Below are 17730 nucleotides of genomic sequence, written 5' to 3'. Positions count from 1 at the left end.
TCTGGAGCGGGTGTAACGTTCGCATCAGAAGGAATGGCAACCACCAACGTGATTTGGAGCAGTGCGCCGTGGAAGAAACACTGACAGTCATCGGTCAAGGTTACGTGGGCCTGCCGCTAGCTGAAGCTGCAAGCCTCGCTGGCTGGAAAGTGTACGGTCTTGACGTCACGCCATCGCTGGTCGACTCGCTAAATCGGGGCCAGTCCCACATCGATGACCTCGAGGATTCGGACATCGCCAGGATGCTCGACGCCGGCTACGTCGCCACCACCGACGCCTCCTGCATCACGGAGTCGGCAGTGGTTGTCATATGCGTCCCCACGCCACTTGGGGACGGAGGCGCACCCGACTTGGGCGCAGTTACGGCGTCAGCCGAGGCGATCGGCGCAAATCTTTCAAGGAACACCCTTGTCGTCCTTGAGTCCACCACATACCCGGGCACAACCGAGGAGGTGGTGCTGCCGCTGATTGAAGCACACTCCGGGCTTGTGGGCGGACGAGATTTTGAGATTGCTTTCAGCCCAGAACGAATCAACCCCGGCGACCCGGATTTCGGAATAAGGAACACTCCGAAGCTAGTGGGCGGCTCCACTCAGGCAGCGTGCGAAGCCGGGGTAGCATTTTACTCCTCTTTCATTGACGAGGTCGTTCCACTGTCGGGTACTCGCGAGGCCGAGACGGCGAAGCTCTTGGAGAACACCTTCAGGCACGTCAACATAGCCCTCGTAAACGAGATGGCTAAGTTCTGTCACGAGTTGGGTATCGACATATGGGAAGTGATCCGGGGCGCCTCCACCAAGCCGTTCGGATTCATGAGGTTCACCCCCGGCCCAGGGGTAGGCGGGCACTGTATCCCGATTGACCCGAATTATCTTTCCTACGAGGTGCGCCGCGCTCTAGGATATCCTTTTCGGTTCGTTGAGTTGGCACAAGAAATCAACAACTCCATGCCGGCCTATATCGTCAACCGAATCGCGGACATCTTGAACGAGTCAGGCAAGGCGCTGAACGGTTCCAACGTGCTGCTGCTCGGCGTCACCTATAAGGCGGACATTGCAGACCAACGAGAGTCGCCAGCCGTGGCGATCGGCAATCTGCTGATCGCAAAGAAGGCGAATCTCCGATATTTCGATCCGCATGTGCCGTCTTGGAGATTGAGCACGGGGGCGATTGATCGTGTTGGCGATCTAGATGCGGCGTTGAGGGAGGCTGACGTTGTTGTGCTCCTGCAGGCGCACAGCTCCTTTGACCTCTCCGGAATGAACGCAAAGTCGACGAGGTTCTTCGATACTCGCGGAGCAGTCAGCGATGCCAGGGACCGGCTGTAGCTTGCAGTTCGTGCCCGGAATCTGACGCCCCACGCGATGGGGGTGGCGTTTGCCCCTCGATAATCTCACGATTCGCTGGTGGCAGCCAAGACTTCAGTAACCGGCGTTGCCCGTTCGACTAGCCAAGAACTCCTCGACGCGGCTCGCTTGCGGGTGTGAGCCACCATCAGCGCGCTTGAGATCGTCACGGAGAATCTGGTGTCGTCTATCGGCGGTTAGACCATGATTAGCGGCCCCAGTACGCGTGATGCTCACGACTCAGGATCTTGGTCGGGCCGCGAATTCTGTCTGCTGGCTGCTGTAGTAGCCCGCGTACGCGTCCGCTCGGGATGTCGGGACATCATTGAGGACCAGCCCCAGAAGTGTCACTTCACCAGCTTCAAGTAGGTGAAAGGCGGCTTCGAGTTGTGGACGACGCACGACGCCAGAACGAGCCACGATTATCGCACCGCCAGTCTGAGCTGAAAGGACGACAGAGTCAGTCACAGGAAGCAACGGCGGAGCGTCAAAAAGCACGTAGTCATACTGGCGCTCGACAGTCGCCAGCAGGTGGGCCATGGCCTCAGACCCGAGCAGTTCGGAGGGGTTGGGCGGCACGGTACCTGCTGGCAGCACCGACAGGTACCCGGGCGAAACGTCAATAATGAGGTCCTGAAGAGACCCGCGGCCAGTTAGGACATCCGATAGCCCGAGCGCACTGTCCAACCGCATACGCGTCGCCACCTGAGGCCGTCGAAGATCCGCGTCGATGAGCAGCACCGATTCACCGGCGTGCGCCAGCACGCGCGCCAGATTCGTTGCCGTCTCAGTTTTCCCCTCACCGGCCACCGAGGACGTCACCACCATCGAGGATCGCCTCTCACCCCCGAGGCCGACAAACCCTATGTTGGTCCGAAGGCGTCTATACGCCTCCGCGTTCGCCCATTGAGCGCCCTCGTTCTCAGCAGCGCGTTCACCTGCGGTCTGAATGCGGCCGATCGATGCCAGCACCGGTGCGTCGCTGATCTCGTCGAGGTCGCTGCTTGTCCTCACCCGTGTATCCACGAGGCTTCGCAGCACACCTTGAGCCAAGCCGAGCAAGACGCCGACGAGCCCACCCAGAGCCAGATTCAGCGGTGGGCGGGGTGCGGACGGCGCCGTAGGGACGACTGCTTGGTCGATCACCGTTGCGCTCACCAGTCGGGTACCTTCCGGCCCCGGAGGGGATAACTCATCCACAGCCGCGAGGAGGCTCTTAGCGACTTCGTTTGAAAGGTCCGCCACTGCGGTTGGTGAGCCATCCTGGGCAGTAATCTCGATGATCGACGTTCCTGCCGGGGACGAGACGTCTAGGTTCTTAGCTAGTTCACGGGGTGTCAGTTGCAGGTCAAGCTGATCGATCACAGGCTGCAATACCAACGCCGTGGAGGCCACATTCACATATGAAGAAACCTGGCGCTCCGCGTAAGTAGCACCCTGAGATAGTTCGCCAGCCGTTCCGCCGCTCTCAACGGTGAGGAAGATGGAAGCAGAAGACGTATAAGTGGGGCTCTGCAGCAAGGTGTAGCCGGCAGCAAGTGCGACACACAGCAGGATGGTCGCCAGAACGCTGCGCCAATACCGTTGAACGATCCGCAGGTACTGTTGAAGCTCCATCAAACATCCTTGTCAGGCCGCGACCCTCCAGGGTTCCAGAGGTCTCTGATTGAATATTGGTGACACTGTAGGCGATGCCCGGACCGGCGCCACGGTGACTACAGTAATGTCAACCCCACTGGTGAACCTACCCGACCCTAGCGAGCGAGGCCATGCGAGCACCCCGTGACACCGGAAAGCTGAGCGTCATCGGCTTGGTGCTGTTGGCTCTGGTGGCCGTTGCGCTGAGCGCTGCGGCGCTCCTGTCGAACCGGACCATCCCGGCTGAGCCCGCAGCAACCGGCACCACCGCCTCTGCTCCTGCCACCACCGAGACCCCTGCCACGTCGACGGCCCCGCCGGCCAGCCCGAGCGCCACGCCCGCCACCTCCAGCGCGTCGGCGTCGCCGAGCACTTCGCCGTCGGCCGAGAGTGCGGGCACCGTGGTGATCATTGGGGACTCCTACTCCATGGGCGAGCCGGCCGAGACCTGGGTGGGTCCCGTGGCCGAGTCACTGGGCTGGACCGACGTGGTCAACCTCTCCTCCCCCGGCCGCGGCTTCGTGATGTCGCCAAGGTCGTGCGACTTCGACCCGTGCGGCACGTTCGCGCTGTCCATCCCGGCCATCGTCGAAGCCGAGCCTGACATCGTCGTCACCTTCGGCGGCACCGCCGACGGCGACTACGGACTCTCGGAAGCCGCGTCGGCCTACTTCGACGAACTGCGTCAGGAACTGCCCGAGGCCGAACTGATCGCCATCTCCCCTGTCACCACCGCCGACAGCGCCGACTACTGGCTCACCCTGCACAACCAGACCATTGGCGCGGGCGTCGAGGACGTCGACGGCACCTTCATCAACGTCGGCCAGCCCGGTCTGGGCGACGGCGAGGAACTGTCCCCCCAGGGGCACGCCGAGATCGCCCAGGCCATCATCGAGGAGCTGTCCTGAACCGCTCAGGGCAGGATCGGCACGCATGAACCAGCTGTCAATCGAGACCACCGACATCCCGGGCCTGCTGATCCTGCATCTGGCCCTGCAGCACAACGAGGACGGCTGGTTCCGCGAGGGCTGGCACCGCGCCAAGATGACCGCGCTCGGCCTGCCCGACTTCGACCCCGTGCAGCACAACGTCACCCACGTCGTGTCCCGCGGCATCACGCGCGGCTTCCTCGCTGAGCCGTGGGACCGGATCGTCAGCGTGGTGCGCGGCCGGGCCATGGGCGCCTGGGTGGACCTGCGCGAGGGCGAGGGGTTCGGCCGCACCCTCACCCAGGACCTCGACCCGGGCACGGCCGTGTTCGTGCCCCGCGGCGTCGCCAACGCCCATCAGGTGCTGGAGGACGACACCACGTTCACCTACCTGATGGAACAGCACTGGACCCCACAGGGCCGCAGCCGCGCCGCCACCGTCGACCTGTTCGACCCCGCCCTGGGCATCAACTGGCCCATCGGCCGCGACCGGGCAATCGTCAACCACCGCGACACCCTCAACCCCAGACTGGCCGACGCCACCCCCATCGCCCCGCGGCGGACGCTGGTGGCCGGCACGGAGACGCAACTGGGCCGGGCCATCCTGGCCGAACTCCCCGGCTCCGACGGCATCACGACGGCCGAGCTGGCCCCGCGCGCCGCCACCGCCGTCGACCTCTCGGCCTACGACGTGCTCATCAACGCCCACGGCGACACCGCCACCGGACTCGTCGACGCCCCGGTCACCGAGGAGAGCTGGGCCGCGGCGGCAGAACGCGCCCAGCGGCTTGCCGAGGTGGCCCGTCGGCACCACCTGCGCTACGTCCACATCTCAACCGACTGCGTGTTCGAGCGGACCGCACCCTCCCACACCGAGGACGAGGACCTCAGCCTCCGCGACGCGCACGGCCAGGCCCTGGCGGCCGGCGAGGTGGTCGCCGCCGGGGTGCCCCGACACCTGGTGGTCCGCACCGGGTGGGTGATGGGCCGCGAGGAGGGCTTCGTCGAGGCGATGGCCGTCGCCGCCCGACGCGGCACCTCGCCGTCGGTGATCGGCGACCAGCACGGCCGCCTCACCTTCGCCTCCCAGCTGGCCGCCGGGATCACGCACCTGCTCAACAGCGGCGCCTCCGCCGGCACCTACAACCTCACCGGTGACGGCAGGGTGGTCAGCTGGCTGGAGGTCGCGCGTCGCGTGTTCCAGCTCAGCGGCGCCGACCCCAACCTGGTCCGCGAGGTTCGCTCGACGACCGTCGCGGGCGAACCGTCGCCTTCCTCGGCCGTCCTCGACCTCGACCGCATCAAGCACAGCGGCTTCCGCCCGGGCAACGCCTGGCTGGAGATCGCCGACCACCTCCCCCGCCCCGCCGAGCACCCGCGGCCAGTCGCCGTCGCCGATGGTGGAAGCCGGACCGCCGGCGGATCCAGACCGTTCAAGGTGCTGTTCGTCTGCACCGCCAACATCTGCCGCTCCGCCTACGCCGACGTCGTGGCCCGCCGCGCCGCGCCCCCCGGCGTCGAGTTCAGCTCCGCGGGCACCCGGGCGCTCGTCGGCGACGCCATCGACCCACCCATGGGAGACCTCGTCGGCGACCGCGGCGACGTCTCCGCCCACCGCGCCCGGCAGCTGACCCGCGAGCTGGTGACCGACGCCGACCTGATCCTCGCCATGGCCTCGGACCACCGTCGCTACATCCTCGACGAGTGGCCGACGCTGGGGCGCAAGGCCTTCGTCATCGGCTCCGTGGCACGCGCCATGGCCGACCTGCCCGACTCGGTCACCCTCGACAACCTCGTGGAACACCTGTGGCGCACCCGCACCTCCGACGCCGCCGACGACGTCGCCGACCCCTACCGCAGGGGCCCGGAAGCGGCAGCGACGGCAGCAAGTACGATCGACGCACATCTGCAGGCGATAATGGGTGGCCTGAACTCGCTGGTGAACCAACGATCGGAGCGCTGAATGAGCGTCGATGACTTCCTCTCAAACGATGAGGGCTCCGTCCGCGGCAAGCGGCCCAGGAAGCGCCTCCGCGACCGGTGGCTTCTGCTCAGCGTCGTAGGCCTGCTGCTTGTGGTGCTGGTTGGAGCGGCGGCGCTGGCCACGTACTACGGCAAGGCCACCCTCGACGCGCTGGACTCGGTGAAGCGCGAGCCCTCGCTCGCGCCGTCGCCCGGCGCCTCCCGGCCGGCTCCGGTGGTGGTGCCGCCCAGCAAGGAGGGCGAGGTCAGCAACCCTCCCATCAACTTCGTGCTCATGGGTTCCGACACCCGCGGTGGCGAGCGTGGCCGCTCCGACGTGCTGCAGATCCTGCATGTTCCTGGCGACCGCTCCGGGTCCTACCTGATGAGCATCCCCCGCGACACCTGGGTGGACATCCCCGGCCGCGGCAAGGCCAAGGTCAACGCGGCCTACTCCTACGGGGGCGCGGGGCTGACCATCCAGACGCTGGAGCAGCTGCTCGACGTGCCCATGGACCACACGGTGATCATCGACTTCCAGGGCTTCATCCGCGTCATCGACGCCCTCGGTGGCGTCACCGTGGAGAACAAGTACCCCTCCAGCTCCCAGGGCTACGACTTCCCCGCGGGCGAGGTCGAACTGACCGGCGAGAGCGCGCTGGTCTTCGTCCGGGAGCGCTACAACCTGCCCAACGGGGACTTCGGCCGCGCCGAGCGCCAGCGCGACGTCGTCACGGCGGTGGTGAAGAAGATCGCCTCCGCGGACACCCTGACCGACCCGAACAAGTTCCGCGAGGTGGTCACGACGCTGGGGCCCAACTTCACCGTCGACGAGGCGCTCACCAACCAGGCGATCATCGACCTCGGGATGGGGATGGGACTGAACGCCAAGAACGTGCGCTCGTTCCAGTTCCCGGTGACCGGAACCGCGACGTCGAACGACGGGCAGTCGATCGTGCTGATGGACGAGGAGAAGGTGGCCCGCCTGAAGGAAGCCCTCCGCGCCGACGACATGGCCGCCTACTACGAGACCAACCGCTGAACCAGATAGCATCGACCGAAGATGCGGCCCTTGAAGCAACGGCCGCCAAAGTATCCGCGCAGACGGGACGTGATGGTGTATGGCTGAGGGGAGCGTGGGGACTACCACGCGCACTGCACCTGCGCCCACGGGTAGTACAGTCACCGCGCGCCGCGACGACATTCAGGGGTTACGCGCTGTAGCAGTCCTATCTGTGATCGCGTTCCACGCTGGAGTTGCCATGCCAGGCGGCTTCGTGGGTGTCGACGTGTTCTTTGTCATTTCTGGTTTCGTAATCACGGCGATGTTGCTCCGAGAACACGTATCCCATGGGAGGGTGCGCTTTGGCCGCTTCTACCTCCGACGCTTCAAGCGACTGACGCCGGCCCTCGCGCTGACCGTGGTCGTAACCCTCATCGGCTCCACACTCATCCTGAGTCCGTTCGGCCCTCAGGAGGTGGCAGCGTCGACTGGAGTGGGGGCCATGCTTCTCGTCGCCAACTTCGTGACCGCTTTCAAGAGCGGCGGTTACTTCGATCCCGCGGCAGACCTGAACCCTCTCCTCCACACTTGGTCTCTTTCTATAGAGGAACAGTTCTATTTGGTGTTCCCGGCCCTGTTGGCCGGTGCTATGGCATTGGGCCTGCGCCGAGGCCGAACTCGAGGTACCAGTGGTGACCACCGACGTACGGGGCTGTTCGCGGTTCTCCTCCTATCTGCCATCTCCTTGGCCTTCTTGTCGCTCAACACAGCGGGAATCGACATGCCAGGAGCGGCCGCCGTCATGGGCTTCTACAGTCCCTTCTCACGGGCTTGGGAGTTCGGAGCCGGAGCGATTCTTGCACTGGTGCCACACAGCCATTGGGCTGGGACCCGCCGTCGGGCCACAGCGGTGGGAGCCTTGGGTATCGCACTGCTGGGAATGGCCTTCTTTTACATAAACGGCACTATGATCTGGCCGGGTCCTTGGACCCTTCTGCCTGTTGCAGGAACCATGCTGGTGATCGTGGCCGGCGCAGGCGGGCTCCACAACCCCATCACGCGACTGCTGTCGGCAACTCCATTGCGAAGGATCGGCGACTGGTCCTACTCCCTATACCTGTGGCACTGGCCATTGATCGTTTTCACGCACTTCCTGTGGCCCGATGTGGAATGGGCACCACTCGCCGCCGCGCTCTTGACGTTCATCCCAGCCCTCCTGTCCTACTACTTTATTGAGGAACCTGTCCGGCATGCTCGCGGAATGGTGGGTTGGGCACTCGCCCGTGCCGTCACGATCACCGTCCTTGTACCTGTCGCCGCGGCAGCGGCGCTCCTGGCAGGCAACGCACAGCACTGGGGTTCGAAAGCAATCGAGAGCTACAGCCGAGACGTCACGCCCGCCCATCTCGGAAACGAAATCGGCTGTGATTCGAGAACGCCGCTGGGGAGCCAACCACCCCAATGCTCTTGGAATCTGGGCAGCGGGGGGAAGCCGGTCTATCTGGTGGGTGACTCCAACATGGACCACTTTCTTGAGGGCTGGATCGCCGCCGCAGAGGCCAGCGAGCGCCCAATAGTCAGCGCCACCACCAACGCCTGCCCATTCCTTGAGGTATCCATCCAGGACAGGCGTCTCCCTGCGTCACAAGACGAGAAGTGCCGGGCATACGTGCAGAACTCACTTCAGTGGCTGGAACAGGCACCGCAAGGCACCCTCGTGATTTCGAACTCCGAGAACTACATCTCCAACCCCGACCTGGGGCTCGGGCCGCTGGCCAGCACGCCGAGGATCGAGCGGGACGCGAAACTCTCAGCCTGGGGACCCGGGTTGCGAGGCGTGATTCAGCGAGCGCAGTCGGCTGGGCACGAGGTGATAGTTCTCCAGGGCATCCCCTTGTGGCTCGAAGGTGACTCCTGGGATCCAGCAACCTGCACGACCATCGCAATCTTGGACGGCAGCTGTTCGTCGACCATGACCGTCTCCGACGCTGACTCCCGCCAGGGTCCGCTCCGAAAAATCTCGGAGGACGTGACTTCGGAACTCAACGCTGTCCTATGGGATTCATGGGATGAGCTGTGCGGCAACGGAACGTGCTCCACCCACGATGGGGCCATGGTGCGTTACCGCGATGCCAAACACATCTCGGTACCCCAGGCTCAGAAGCTTGCCCCCGCCTTCGTCGAGCTCCTTGCGCCCGGGACCGACTAGCGCGGCGCCGTCGTACGTGTGAGACTCGGCTCGTGCCGAAGCGCCGCATCATCCTCATCTCCCTGCTCGCCCTCTGGGCCATCGCGGGGTTGGCGGTCGTCTTCCTGCCGATCGGCGGCGAGATCGAGGACCTGCTGTGGTGGCTCACGGTTGCCGGGCTGCGGGTCGGCGTCCCGGGCAGCAACTTCTACGGCTACGACTTCGCCCTGAACATGGTCCTGTTCGCGGTGCCGACGGTGCTCGTCGCGGCCGCCTGGCCCAGCGTCCGACGGTGGATCTGGCTCATCGCGGCGTTCGTGCTCTCGTTCACCATCGAGACCGTGCAGGACCTCGCCCTGCCGCGCACAGCGTCGCTGATGGACCTGGCCGCCAACAGCCTCGGCGCCCTGCTGGGGCTGTGTGGGTTGTGGGTGGTGGAACGCCTGAACGCCCGCCGCACCGCGCGCCGAGCGGAGGCCTGAGACGCACCGTCGCGCTGGCGAGGATCACGCGGAACACTCCGGCACGCCAGTTACGGGCGTTGGTGCTCGATACGGGCCGTACACGGCTTGTAACGAGGATCAAGGCTTGTAACCAGCACGAGCACCGCGACCAAGCGCCGCGAGCAAGGTCGCGCCCCGGCTGCGCGGGTGGCCGACCAGCCGACCGACCGACAATCAGTCCCGGCCGTAGATGTCGCGGGTGTAGATCTTGTCCGCCACGTCGTCGAGCACCTCGGTGCGGCGGTTGGCGATGATGACGTCGGCGCGGTCCTTGAACTCGTCGAGGTCCCGGACCACCTCCGAGTTGTAGAACGTGTCCTCGGGCAGCTCGGGCTCGTAGACGATCACGGGGATGCCCTTGGCCTTGATACGCTTCATGATCCCCTGGATGGCCGAGGACCGGAAGTTGTCCGAGCCGGACTTCATGACCAGCCGGTACACGCCAACCACCTTCGGGTTGCGCTTGATGATGTCGAAGGCGATGAAGTCCTTGCGGGTGCGGTTGGCGTCGACGACGGCAGCGATCAGGTTCTGCGGCACCTCGGAGTAATTGGCCAGCAACTGCTTGGTGTCCTTGGGCAGGCAGTAGCCGCCGTACCCGAACGAGGGGTTGTTGTAGTGGGTGCCGATCCGCGGGTCCAGCCCCACGCCCTCGATGATCTGCGCGGTGTTCAGGCCTCGGGAGGCGGCGTAGGTGTCGAGTTCGTTGAAGTAGGCCACGCGCAGCGCCAGGTAGGTGTTGGCGAACAGCTTGATGGCCTCGGCCTCCGTGGAGCCGGTGAGCAGCACGGGGGTGTCAGTGTCGACGGCGCCCTCCACCAGCAGGTCGGCGAACCGCTGACCGCGCTCGGACCGGTCCCCCACCACGATCCGCGACGGGTGCAGGTTGTCATACAGCGCCCGGCCCTCGCGGAGGAACTCCGGGGAGAAGATGATCGGCGCGCCGTCGTGCTGCTCCCGCAGCTCCCGGGTGAAGCCCACTGGGACTGTGGACTTGATGATGATCGTCGCGTCCCGGTTCACGGCCAGCACCTCCGCGACCACCGACTCCACCGAGGAGGTGTTGAAGAAGTTGGTCTGGGCGTCGTAGTCGGTGGGGGTGGCCACGACGACGAACTCGGCGTCGGCGTAGGCCGCGGCGCCGTCGGTGGTGGCGGTCAGGTTCAGCGGGACGCGGGCCAGGTAGTCCTGGAGCTCGGAGTCGATGATCGGCGAGACCCGCTGGTTGATCTGGTCCACCTTGGAGCGGTTGATGTCGACGGCGGTGACGTCGTTGTGCTGGGCCAGGATGACCGCGTTGGACAACCCCACGTATCCGGTACCGACGACGACGATCTTCACCATCAGGACTCCTCATGCTCGTTCTAGGAGCGAACCTATCGCGTCCGGATGGGTGGCGGATAGCACGTCGCCCTCTGCAGGGGGCTCAGGAAAGACTGGCGCGGGCCTCCTCGTTGTTCGCCTCGATGGTCCCCACCAACTCCCGGAGCCTCGGCTCGGCCGCGGGCGGCACCGGCGCGAACGGGCTGCGACACGGCCCCAGCTCGAGCCCGCTCAGTTGCGCCTCCACCCACTTCGCCGCCGGGAACACGCCGACGTCCACCAACTTCTCGATGACGTCGTTGATCCGCCGCTGGAAACCGCGGGCCGCCGCCAGCTCCCCCGCGTCATGGTGGGCGCGGACCGCCTTGAACGTGTCGGTCTGCATGCTGATGGTGGTCCCGATGGACCCGGACGCCCCGGCCACGAGGCTGGCCAGATAGGCCTCGTCGAAGCCGTTGACCAACTGCAGGTTGGGCCGGTGGCGGGAAATCCTCTCCAGCTGGTACATGCTGTGGGCGGTGTACTTGACGCCGACGACGCGCTCGTCGGCCAGCAGTTCGTCGCCCGCGCCGATGTCCTGCCCGGTGAACTGGGGGATGTTGTAGACGATCATCGGCAGGTCGACGGCGTCCATCACGGCCCGGTAGTGCGCCAGCACCTCCTCGGGGGTGAACTTGTAGTAGATCGGCGGGATCATCGAGACCGCCACCGCCCCCACCTCCTGGGCGTGCTCGGCGAGCGTGATGGCCTCCCGGGTACTCAGCGCCCCGACGTGGGCCACCACCGGGATGGCGCCCGCCGCCCCGTCGACCACCGCGGCCAGCATCCGCTGCCTCTCGTCGGGGGTCAGCAGCAACCCCTCCCCCGACGATCCGCCGCAGTACAGCCCCTCCACGCCGCGCTCGACGTGCTGTGCCGCGAGCCGGGCCGCGACGTCGGCGTCGAGGCCACCGTCGCGGGTCACGGGCGTGGCGATGGCACTGAACAGCAGCCCGAGGTTGGGCGTCGGCCTCACCATGCGGTCCAACCGCCGTCCACCACGAGGTTGGCGCCCGTCATGTAGCGCGACGCCTCCGAGGCCAGGAAGATCACGGCACCGTTGAACTCGTCCGCCTCGGCCATCCTGCCCATCGGCATCCTGGCCGTGTAGTTGGCCCTGAAGGTGGCGTCCTGGGTGTCTCGTGCCACTCCCGAGGGCGTGAGGGTGTTGACCCGGATCCCGTGCCGGCTCCAGTAGGTGGCGCAGTAGCGGGTGAGGTTGTAGATGCCGGACTTGGCGGCCGAGTAGGCCACCGGTTTGGTGAAGGGCTGCCCCTGCTCGGCGCGGTAGGCGTAGATGTCCTGCACCGGCGACACCATGCCGTAGATGGACCCGACGTTGATGATCGAGCCCCCGACGTCGGCGCGGCGCATCTCCGCACCAGCGGCCTGCGTCACGATGAACGTGCCCGTCAGGTTGACGTCAACCACCTCGCGGAAGATCTCGACGGGGAAGTCCTCGAACGGGCCCGAGACCTCCGGTGGGGCGCTGGGCTGGGTGTCGAGGCCGGCGTTGTTGACCACCGTCGTGATCGGGCCACCGTCGTCGGCCAACTCCCGCAGCGCCGAGCGCACGCCGTCGGCGTCAGTGACGTCGAACTGGACCGCGACCAGATTGCGAGCGTCCCCGAAGTGCTCCTCAAGGCGGGCCTGGGTCACGCTGCGGGAGGCGACGAACACCGTCGCCCCACGGGACTGGAAGGCCCGCACGAACTCGGTGCCGATCTGGCCGAGACCGCCGGTGACCAGCACGCGCTGGCCGCTCACGTCGAACAGGGCGTCGCTCACCTGGTCACCTCGTGCTTCTTTAGGAAGTCGGTGTCGAACACCAGACCGTGGCCGGGCACCTCACGCGGCACGAACCAGCCGTCCTCGATGGGCTGCGGCTCGATCACCCCGAGCTCGGTCAAGGTCCCGCCCTCGGTCATCTCCGCCCAGGAGATGTTGGGCACCGCACACAGCACGTGGCAGCTCAGTTCCATGATGAAGTGCGGCGTCATGGGCAGGCCGTAGGCGCGGGCGGTTTCCGCAACGGCCAGGTACGGGGTGATGCCACCGATCCTGCCGACGTCGGTCTGCACGAAGTCGCAGGCATCGGCCAGGAAGTACTGGTTGAAGTGCTGCAGGGTGTAGATGTTCTCTCCCAGTCCGAGCGGAACGCGTGAGCGCTGCCGCAGGCGACGGTGGCCCTCGACGTCGTCGGTGCGCAGTGGCTCCTCCAGCCAGAGCAGGTTGAGGTGCTCGAACCGGTTGGCGGCGATCACGGCCTGCGGCAGGGTCCAGCCCTGGTTGGCGTCGACGGCCAGCGGGAAGTTGCCGACGCGCTCGCGCACCTTGGTGAGACGCTCGACGTCCTCCTCGACGTCGGGCTTGCCCACCTTCACCTTGGCCGCGCCGTAGCCGGTGCGCTTCCAGTTCTCCACCTGGTCGGCCACCTCGTCGGCGCTCAGGTGCAGGTTGATCCCGCTGCCGTAGAGGGGCACGCGGCTGCGGACTCGCCCGAGCAGGTCGGCCAGCGGGAGGCGGTGCGCGTGACCCAGCAGGTCCCAAAGGCCGATGTCGATTGCCGCCAACGCCAGGGTGGTGACCCCGCCGGGTCCGCTGTCGCGGAGGTAGTGCCAGGCTTCGTGCCACACGGAGCGGGGGTGGGCGGGCTTGCCGATGAGCTGGGGACGAAGTTCCTCAAGCATGGCGAGGATGGTGCGGCCCCCGACGCCGGAGGTGTGGGTGAAGCCGATGCCACGCGAACCGTCGTCAGCAGTGATCTCCGCGGTGATGATCTCGATGTGTGTGACGACGTGGATCTGGTCGCCCCAGGTGCCTCCCGGGAGGGGGATCCGGGAGAGCTGGAACTGGATGTCTTGGATTTTCACGAAACTCCATTCGGGTTGGGGTTTGGGGGGTCAGCCCTTGACTGCGCCTGCGGCCAGGCCGGCCACCAGACGTCGCTGCACGAGCAGGAAGCCGGCCACCACGGGCAGCACGGACAGCACGCCGCCAGCGGTGAGCAGTTCCCAGCGGATCTGGTACTCGCCGATGAACAGCTGCAGTCCGACGGGGAGGGTCCTGGTGGCTGGGGAGGCGGTGAACGTCAGTGCGTAGAGGAACTCGTTCCAGGTCAGGATGAACGCGTAGGTGCCCGCGGCCACCATTCCCGGCAGGAGCAGCGGCAGCAGGAGCAGGCGGATGATCTGCCAGCTGGAGGCGCCGTCGATCTGGCCGGACTCCTCCAGTTCGCGTGGGATGCCGTCGAGGAATCCCTTGAGGAGCCAGGTGGCGAACGGTGTGGCGAAGGCCGAGTGGACCAGTGCCAGGCCAACCTTGCTGTCCAGCAGGCCCAACACGTTCAGCTGCTGCTGCAGGGAGAGCACGAGCAGCACCGCGGGCAGCATCTGGGCCAGGATCAGCGCCGTCATCACCTGCCGACGGCCGATGAACTCGAAACGCGACAACGCGATGGCCGCGCCGGTTGCGCACACCAGCGTGATCGGGACCGCCATCAGCGCAACCAGGAAGCTGTTGCGCAGGTACGTCAGGAACGGTGTGGTCGAGATCAACTCGACGTAGGCGTCCAGCGTCAGGGCCTTCGGGATCAGGCTGGCTCCGGCCGCGGCCAGTTCGGCCCGCGGCGTCAGCGACGTCAGCAGCATCACCACATAGGGGCCCAGAACGGCCAGCAGGATCAGCACCAGGCCCAGGTAGCGGCTGGAGGTGCCCAAAGACCTCTTCCAGGAGAACGTTCGCCTTCTCATCGCTGTGCCTCGCTCTTGGCTGTGAGTCGCAGGTACATGACCACGAAGATCACGAGGATCGCCGCCTGCAGTACGGAGTAGGCAGCGCCCTGCCCGAAGTTGGTCGACTTGTAGGCCGTCAGATAGGACTGCAGCGCCAGCGTCGTCGACGACAGGCCGGGGCCGCCGCCGGTGAGGATGAAGATCAGGTCGATGTAGTTCGCGGTCCAGATGATCCGCAGCAGGACCGTGATGAGGATCGTCGGGATGATGGCGGGGAGGACCACGAACCGGAACACGCCGATGGGGCCGCAGCCGTCGGTGGCGGCCGCCTCCTTGAGATCACCCGAGACGCCTTGGAGGGCTGCGAGGATCATCACCGCGAACAGCGGGACGCCCTGCCACACGTCGATGACCACCAGGGTGGGCAGCGCCAGGTCCGGGTTGGAGAGGAACTCCACCGGGCGCTCACTGAGCCCGAGAGCGGAGATGCCCTTGTTGATGATCCCGTTGTTCGGGTCCAGCAGCCACTTCCACATCAGCGCCACCAGCACCGACGGCGTCGCCCACGGCACCATGATGAGGCCGCGGTAGACACCGCGGAGGGGGAACCTGGTGTTGACCAGCAGCGCGAGGATCAGCCCTCCGATGAGCTGGAGGAACACCGCGCCACCGACCCACATCGCGGTGCGCCCGAGGTGGGAGGGGAACTCCGGGTCGCGCAGGATGGCGGCGAAGTTCTCGAAGCCGATGAACGCCATCTCCCCGGAGAACGCCGAAACCTTGTTGAACGCCATCCAGACCGAGCGCAGCAGTGGATATCCAGCGAACACCACAATCAGCAGCACGGCCGGCGCCAGCAGCACATAGGGCTCGTAGGCCCGTTTGGACGGCTTCCGGCCCGCCCGGACCGGAAGCCTCTTGGTTCCAAGCAACATCAGCTGGCGGTTCCCTCGAGGACGGCTGCCATCTTGTCGAGCGCCTCCTGGCTGGTGAGCTCACCCTGGAAGGCCTGCTGGATGGTGGGGTTCCACTCCTTGCCGGCCAACGTCGCCACGCCGGGCAGCGCCGGCCAGGTGAGCGCGTCGGGGATGGCGTCGACGGCGACCTTCAGGTTCGGGTCGGAGGTGAACTCGTCGGACTCCATCACGGAGGTCAGCACGGGCAGCTGGCCCTGCGGGGAGGTGGACATCGTCGCCATCTGCTCGGTCTCGCTGAGCCAGGAGATCCACTTCCAGGCGGCCTCCTGCTTCTCGGAACTGGCCATGATGATGTTGCCGCTCATGCTGCCCAGCGTGCGCGCCGGCGAGGAGCCGTTGCCCGGGATCGGGATCACGCCGAGGTCGTCACCGAAGACTTCGGTCATCTCGGACAGGGACCCCGGGTGGTGGATCATCATGGCGGTGAGGCCACTGGCGAAGTTGGTCTTCACGTCCGCGAAAGCCGCCGTGATGGAGCCGGGGGGCGCGGCCTGCAGGTCTGTGACGATGCTGAGGTAGCGCTGGTTGGCCTCCACGCCGGCGGCGTCGTTGATGACCACCTCACCGGCTTCGTTGACGATCTGGGCGCCACCGGCGAACATCCACGCGAGCCACTGGTCCTGGCCACCGCCACCGCCACGGACGTCCATGCCGTAGCGCTTGCCGTCGGTCAGAGCCTCGGCCGCGGCGAGGAACTCATCCTGGGTGGTCGGGGCCTCAAGGCCCACCTCCGCGAAGTAGTCCTTGCGGTAGTACATGTAGAGCGTCACGTACTGGTGGGGAAGCATGTAGACCTTCTCCTCACCAGGCAGCCTGCCAGTTGCCCACAAGCCCTCCACGACGTCGTCGCGGGCCTCCCAGCCGTCCACGAAGGGCGTGAGGTCCGCCGTCGCACCCTCAGGGGCGAACTGACCGAGCCACCAGTCCTTGCACCTTGCCGCGTCCGGGCCGGTGTCGTTCATGGCGGCCGTGGTGAGCTTGTTCTGGTACTGGTCCAGGGGGATGGTCTCCATGGTGACCTTCACCTCGGACTGCGAGGAGTTGAAGGAGTCGACGAGGCCGGTCCAGGTGGTGTCGGTGGCGTCGTCCTGCCACAGCCAGTAAGTGATCTCGACGGGGCCACCGGAGGAGCCGGGTGTGTCTTCGCCGCCGCAAGCCGACAGCGCCACGAGGCCGGCGGTGCCGCCGACCGCACCGGTCAGGAAAGTCCTACGCTTCATGCCAATCTCCTTCATGATTGTGTTTGCGCACGCGTGCCGCTCCGATGCGGCCGCGCGATACCTGCGTTTTGGTTGAACCTGTGGGAGACGCGTCGGCGTACCCCATAGAAGTGCGTGTCCAGTTCATGGACGGCGAGGTCGTAGTCGCCATCCACGATGGCCAGCACGATTGCCGTGTGCATCTCGGCCACGATGGGCTCGACGGTGACCGGCGGCGCATCCCGCTCGACGACGTCGAGCAGCGCCCAGAAGGCGCCCAGGATGCCGTTGAGCGTCGAGTTGCGCAGCGGAGCGAACAGCGAGAGGTGGAACTGCGCGTCGAGTTCCACGAACGACTTTCCTTCGTGGGCGAGGTCCTCCATCGCATGGGTGAGGCGCAGGAGGTCGTCGAGCTCATTGCGCGACAGCAGAGGCATGACCTTGACCAGCATCGACGTCTCCAGCGCCTGACGTACCGTCAGCAGTTCAGCCATGGTCACGGCCGGCGAGCCGAAGAGCTGTGCCGACAGCGACACCAGCTCCCCCAGCTCCACACCGCGCCAACGACGCCTTGCGCCCTGGCGGGTCTCGATTGCACCGAACCCCTCCAGCACCCGAAGCGCCTCCCGCAGTTGCTGGCGGCCCACACCGAGCGTCGACATGAGACTCGCCTCGCTGGGTAGCGCGCTTCCGTCCGCGACGCTGACGGCGCGCAGGTGATCGGCAAGCCGGGACACCAACTCGTCCATCTTGTCTGACATCTTTGCCACCTTCGCGTCAATCAGCGCGGCAACGTTGCACGCTTGAACGCAATCCTGCGGGTAGGTGGCAGCCACGTCAACGTCACTTGTCTGACAAGTGGGTGCCAGCTTGTAGAGGGGCGAACTCA

16 protein-coding genes are annotated in these 17730 nt (G+C 66.0%); 6 read left to right on the top strand and 10 right to left on the bottom strand.

Annotated features, from left to right (window positions below; translation table 11 throughout):
• The first annotated feature begins 68 nt into the window (after positions 1-68).
• Complete coding sequence (locus LKO27_RS13015) at positions 69-1328, top strand: nucleotide sugar dehydrogenase (RefSeq protein WP_227737944.1); 1260 nt, start codon at positions 69-71, stop codon at positions 1326-1328.
• Positions 1329-1586: 258 nt separating this feature from the next.
• On the opposite strand, the gene LKO27_RS13010 is transcribed toward LKO27_RS13015, so the two are convergent.
• Together LKO27_RS13010 and LKO27_RS13005 are read right to left on the bottom strand one after the other, a co-directional pair.
• Entirely contained in the window at positions 1587-2963 is a 1377-nt protein-coding gene (locus tag LKO27_RS13010; RefSeq protein WP_227737943.1) for a polysaccharide biosynthesis tyrosine autokinase, read from the bottom strand.
• A 127-nt stretch (positions 2964-3090) separates the two neighbouring features.
• A complete protein-coding gene (locus LKO27_RS13005) occupies positions 3091-3396 on the bottom strand; it encodes a hypothetical protein (RefSeq protein WP_227737942.1) in 306 nt (101 codons plus the stop codon).
• On the opposite strand from LKO27_RS13005, the gene LKO27_RS13000 reads away from it, so the two are divergent.
• The 5 genes from LKO27_RS13000 (at position 3386) to LKO27_RS12980 (ending at position 9548) form a co-directional block, all read left to right on the top strand.
• Entirely contained in the window at positions 3386-3892 is a 507-nt protein-coding gene (locus LKO27_RS13000; protein ID WP_227737941.1) for an SGNH/GDSL hydrolase family protein, read from the top strand. The two genes, LKO27_RS13005 and LKO27_RS13000, sit on opposite strands and share 11 nt — an antisense overlap.
• Before the next feature lie 25 nt (positions 3893-3917).
• Entirely contained in the window at positions 3918-5876 is a 1959-nt protein-coding gene (locus tag LKO27_RS12995) for a sugar nucleotide-binding protein (protein ID WP_227737940.1), read from the top strand.
• The gene (locus LKO27_RS12990) at positions 5877-6917 is read left to right on the top strand and encodes an LCP family protein (RefSeq protein WP_227737939.1); all 1041 of its coding nucleotides are present in this window, start codon (positions 5877-5879) and stop codon (positions 6915-6917) included.
• Positions 6918-6996: 79 nt separating this feature from the next.
• Positions 6997-9087, top strand: a complete 2091-nt coding sequence (locus LKO27_RS12985; RefSeq protein WP_227737938.1) for an acyltransferase family protein — start codon at positions 6997-6999, stop codon at positions 9085-9087.
• A gap of 32 nt (positions 9088-9119) precedes the next feature.
• The gene (locus tag LKO27_RS12980; RefSeq protein ID WP_227737937.1) at positions 9120-9548 is read left to right on the top strand and encodes a VanZ family protein; all 429 of its coding nucleotides are present in this window, start codon (positions 9120-9122) and stop codon (positions 9546-9548) included.
• 195 nt (positions 9549-9743) lie between these two features.
• Here the strand turns inward: LKO27_RS12980 and LKO27_RS12975 are convergent, their stop codons facing one another.
• The 8 genes from LKO27_RS12975 to LKO27_RS12940 all read right to left on the bottom strand — a co-directional run bounded on the left by LKO27_RS12975 (position 9744) and on the right by LKO27_RS12940 (position 17677).
• Positions 9744-10913 (bottom strand): nucleotide sugar dehydrogenase, encoded by a 1170-nt coding sequence (locus LKO27_RS12975; protein WP_255622597.1) that lies wholly within the window; start codon positions 10911-10913, stop codon positions 9744-9746.
• A gap of 82 nt (positions 10914-10995) precedes the next feature.
• On the bottom strand, positions 10996-11910 hold the full coding sequence (locus tag LKO27_RS12970; protein WP_227737936.1) for a dihydrodipicolinate synthase family protein: 915 nt from the start codon (positions 11908-11910) through the stop codon (positions 10996-10998).
• Positions 11904-12719, bottom strand: a complete 816-nt coding sequence (locus LKO27_RS12965) for an SDR family oxidoreductase (protein ID WP_227737935.1) — start codon at positions 12717-12719, stop codon at positions 11904-11906. The genes LKO27_RS12970 and LKO27_RS12965 overlap by 7 nt, the downstream gene beginning before the upstream one ends.
• Positions 12716-13804, bottom strand: a complete 1089-nt coding sequence (locus LKO27_RS15625) for a mandelate racemase/muconate lactonizing enzyme family protein (RefSeq protein WP_227737934.1) — start codon at positions 13802-13804, stop codon at positions 12716-12718. Before LKO27_RS15625 ends, LKO27_RS12965 begins: the two co-directional genes overlap by 4 nt.
• 30 nt (positions 13805-13834) lie before the next feature.
• Positions 13835-14683 (bottom strand): carbohydrate ABC transporter permease, encoded by an 849-nt coding sequence (locus LKO27_RS12955; RefSeq protein WP_227737933.1) that lies wholly within the window; start codon positions 14681-14683, stop codon positions 13835-13837.
• The gene (locus LKO27_RS12950) at positions 14680-15600 is read right to left on the bottom strand and encodes a carbohydrate ABC transporter permease (RefSeq protein WP_227737932.1); all 921 of its coding nucleotides are present in this window, start codon (positions 15598-15600) and stop codon (positions 14680-14682) included. Before LKO27_RS12950 ends, LKO27_RS12955 begins: the two co-directional genes overlap by 4 nt.
• Positions 15600-16862, bottom strand: coding sequence for a sugar ABC transporter substrate-binding protein (locus tag LKO27_RS12945; RefSeq protein ID WP_227737931.1), 1263 nt, complete (start codon positions 16860-16862; stop codon positions 15600-15602). Before LKO27_RS12945 ends, LKO27_RS12950 begins: the two co-directional genes overlap by 1 nt.
• An 11-nt stretch (positions 16863-16873) precedes the next feature.
• Entirely contained in the window at positions 16874-17677 is an 804-nt protein-coding gene (locus LKO27_RS12940) for an FCD domain-containing protein (protein ID WP_227737930.1), read from the bottom strand.
• Positions 17678-17730: the final 53 nt, after the last annotated feature.

This window comes from Tessaracoccus sp. OS52, from assembly GCF_020687685.1.
GTDB lineage: Bacteria > Actinomycetota > Actinomycetes > Propionibacteriales > Propionibacteriaceae > Arachnia.
This window is presented reverse-complemented; position numbering and strand designations above follow the sequence as displayed.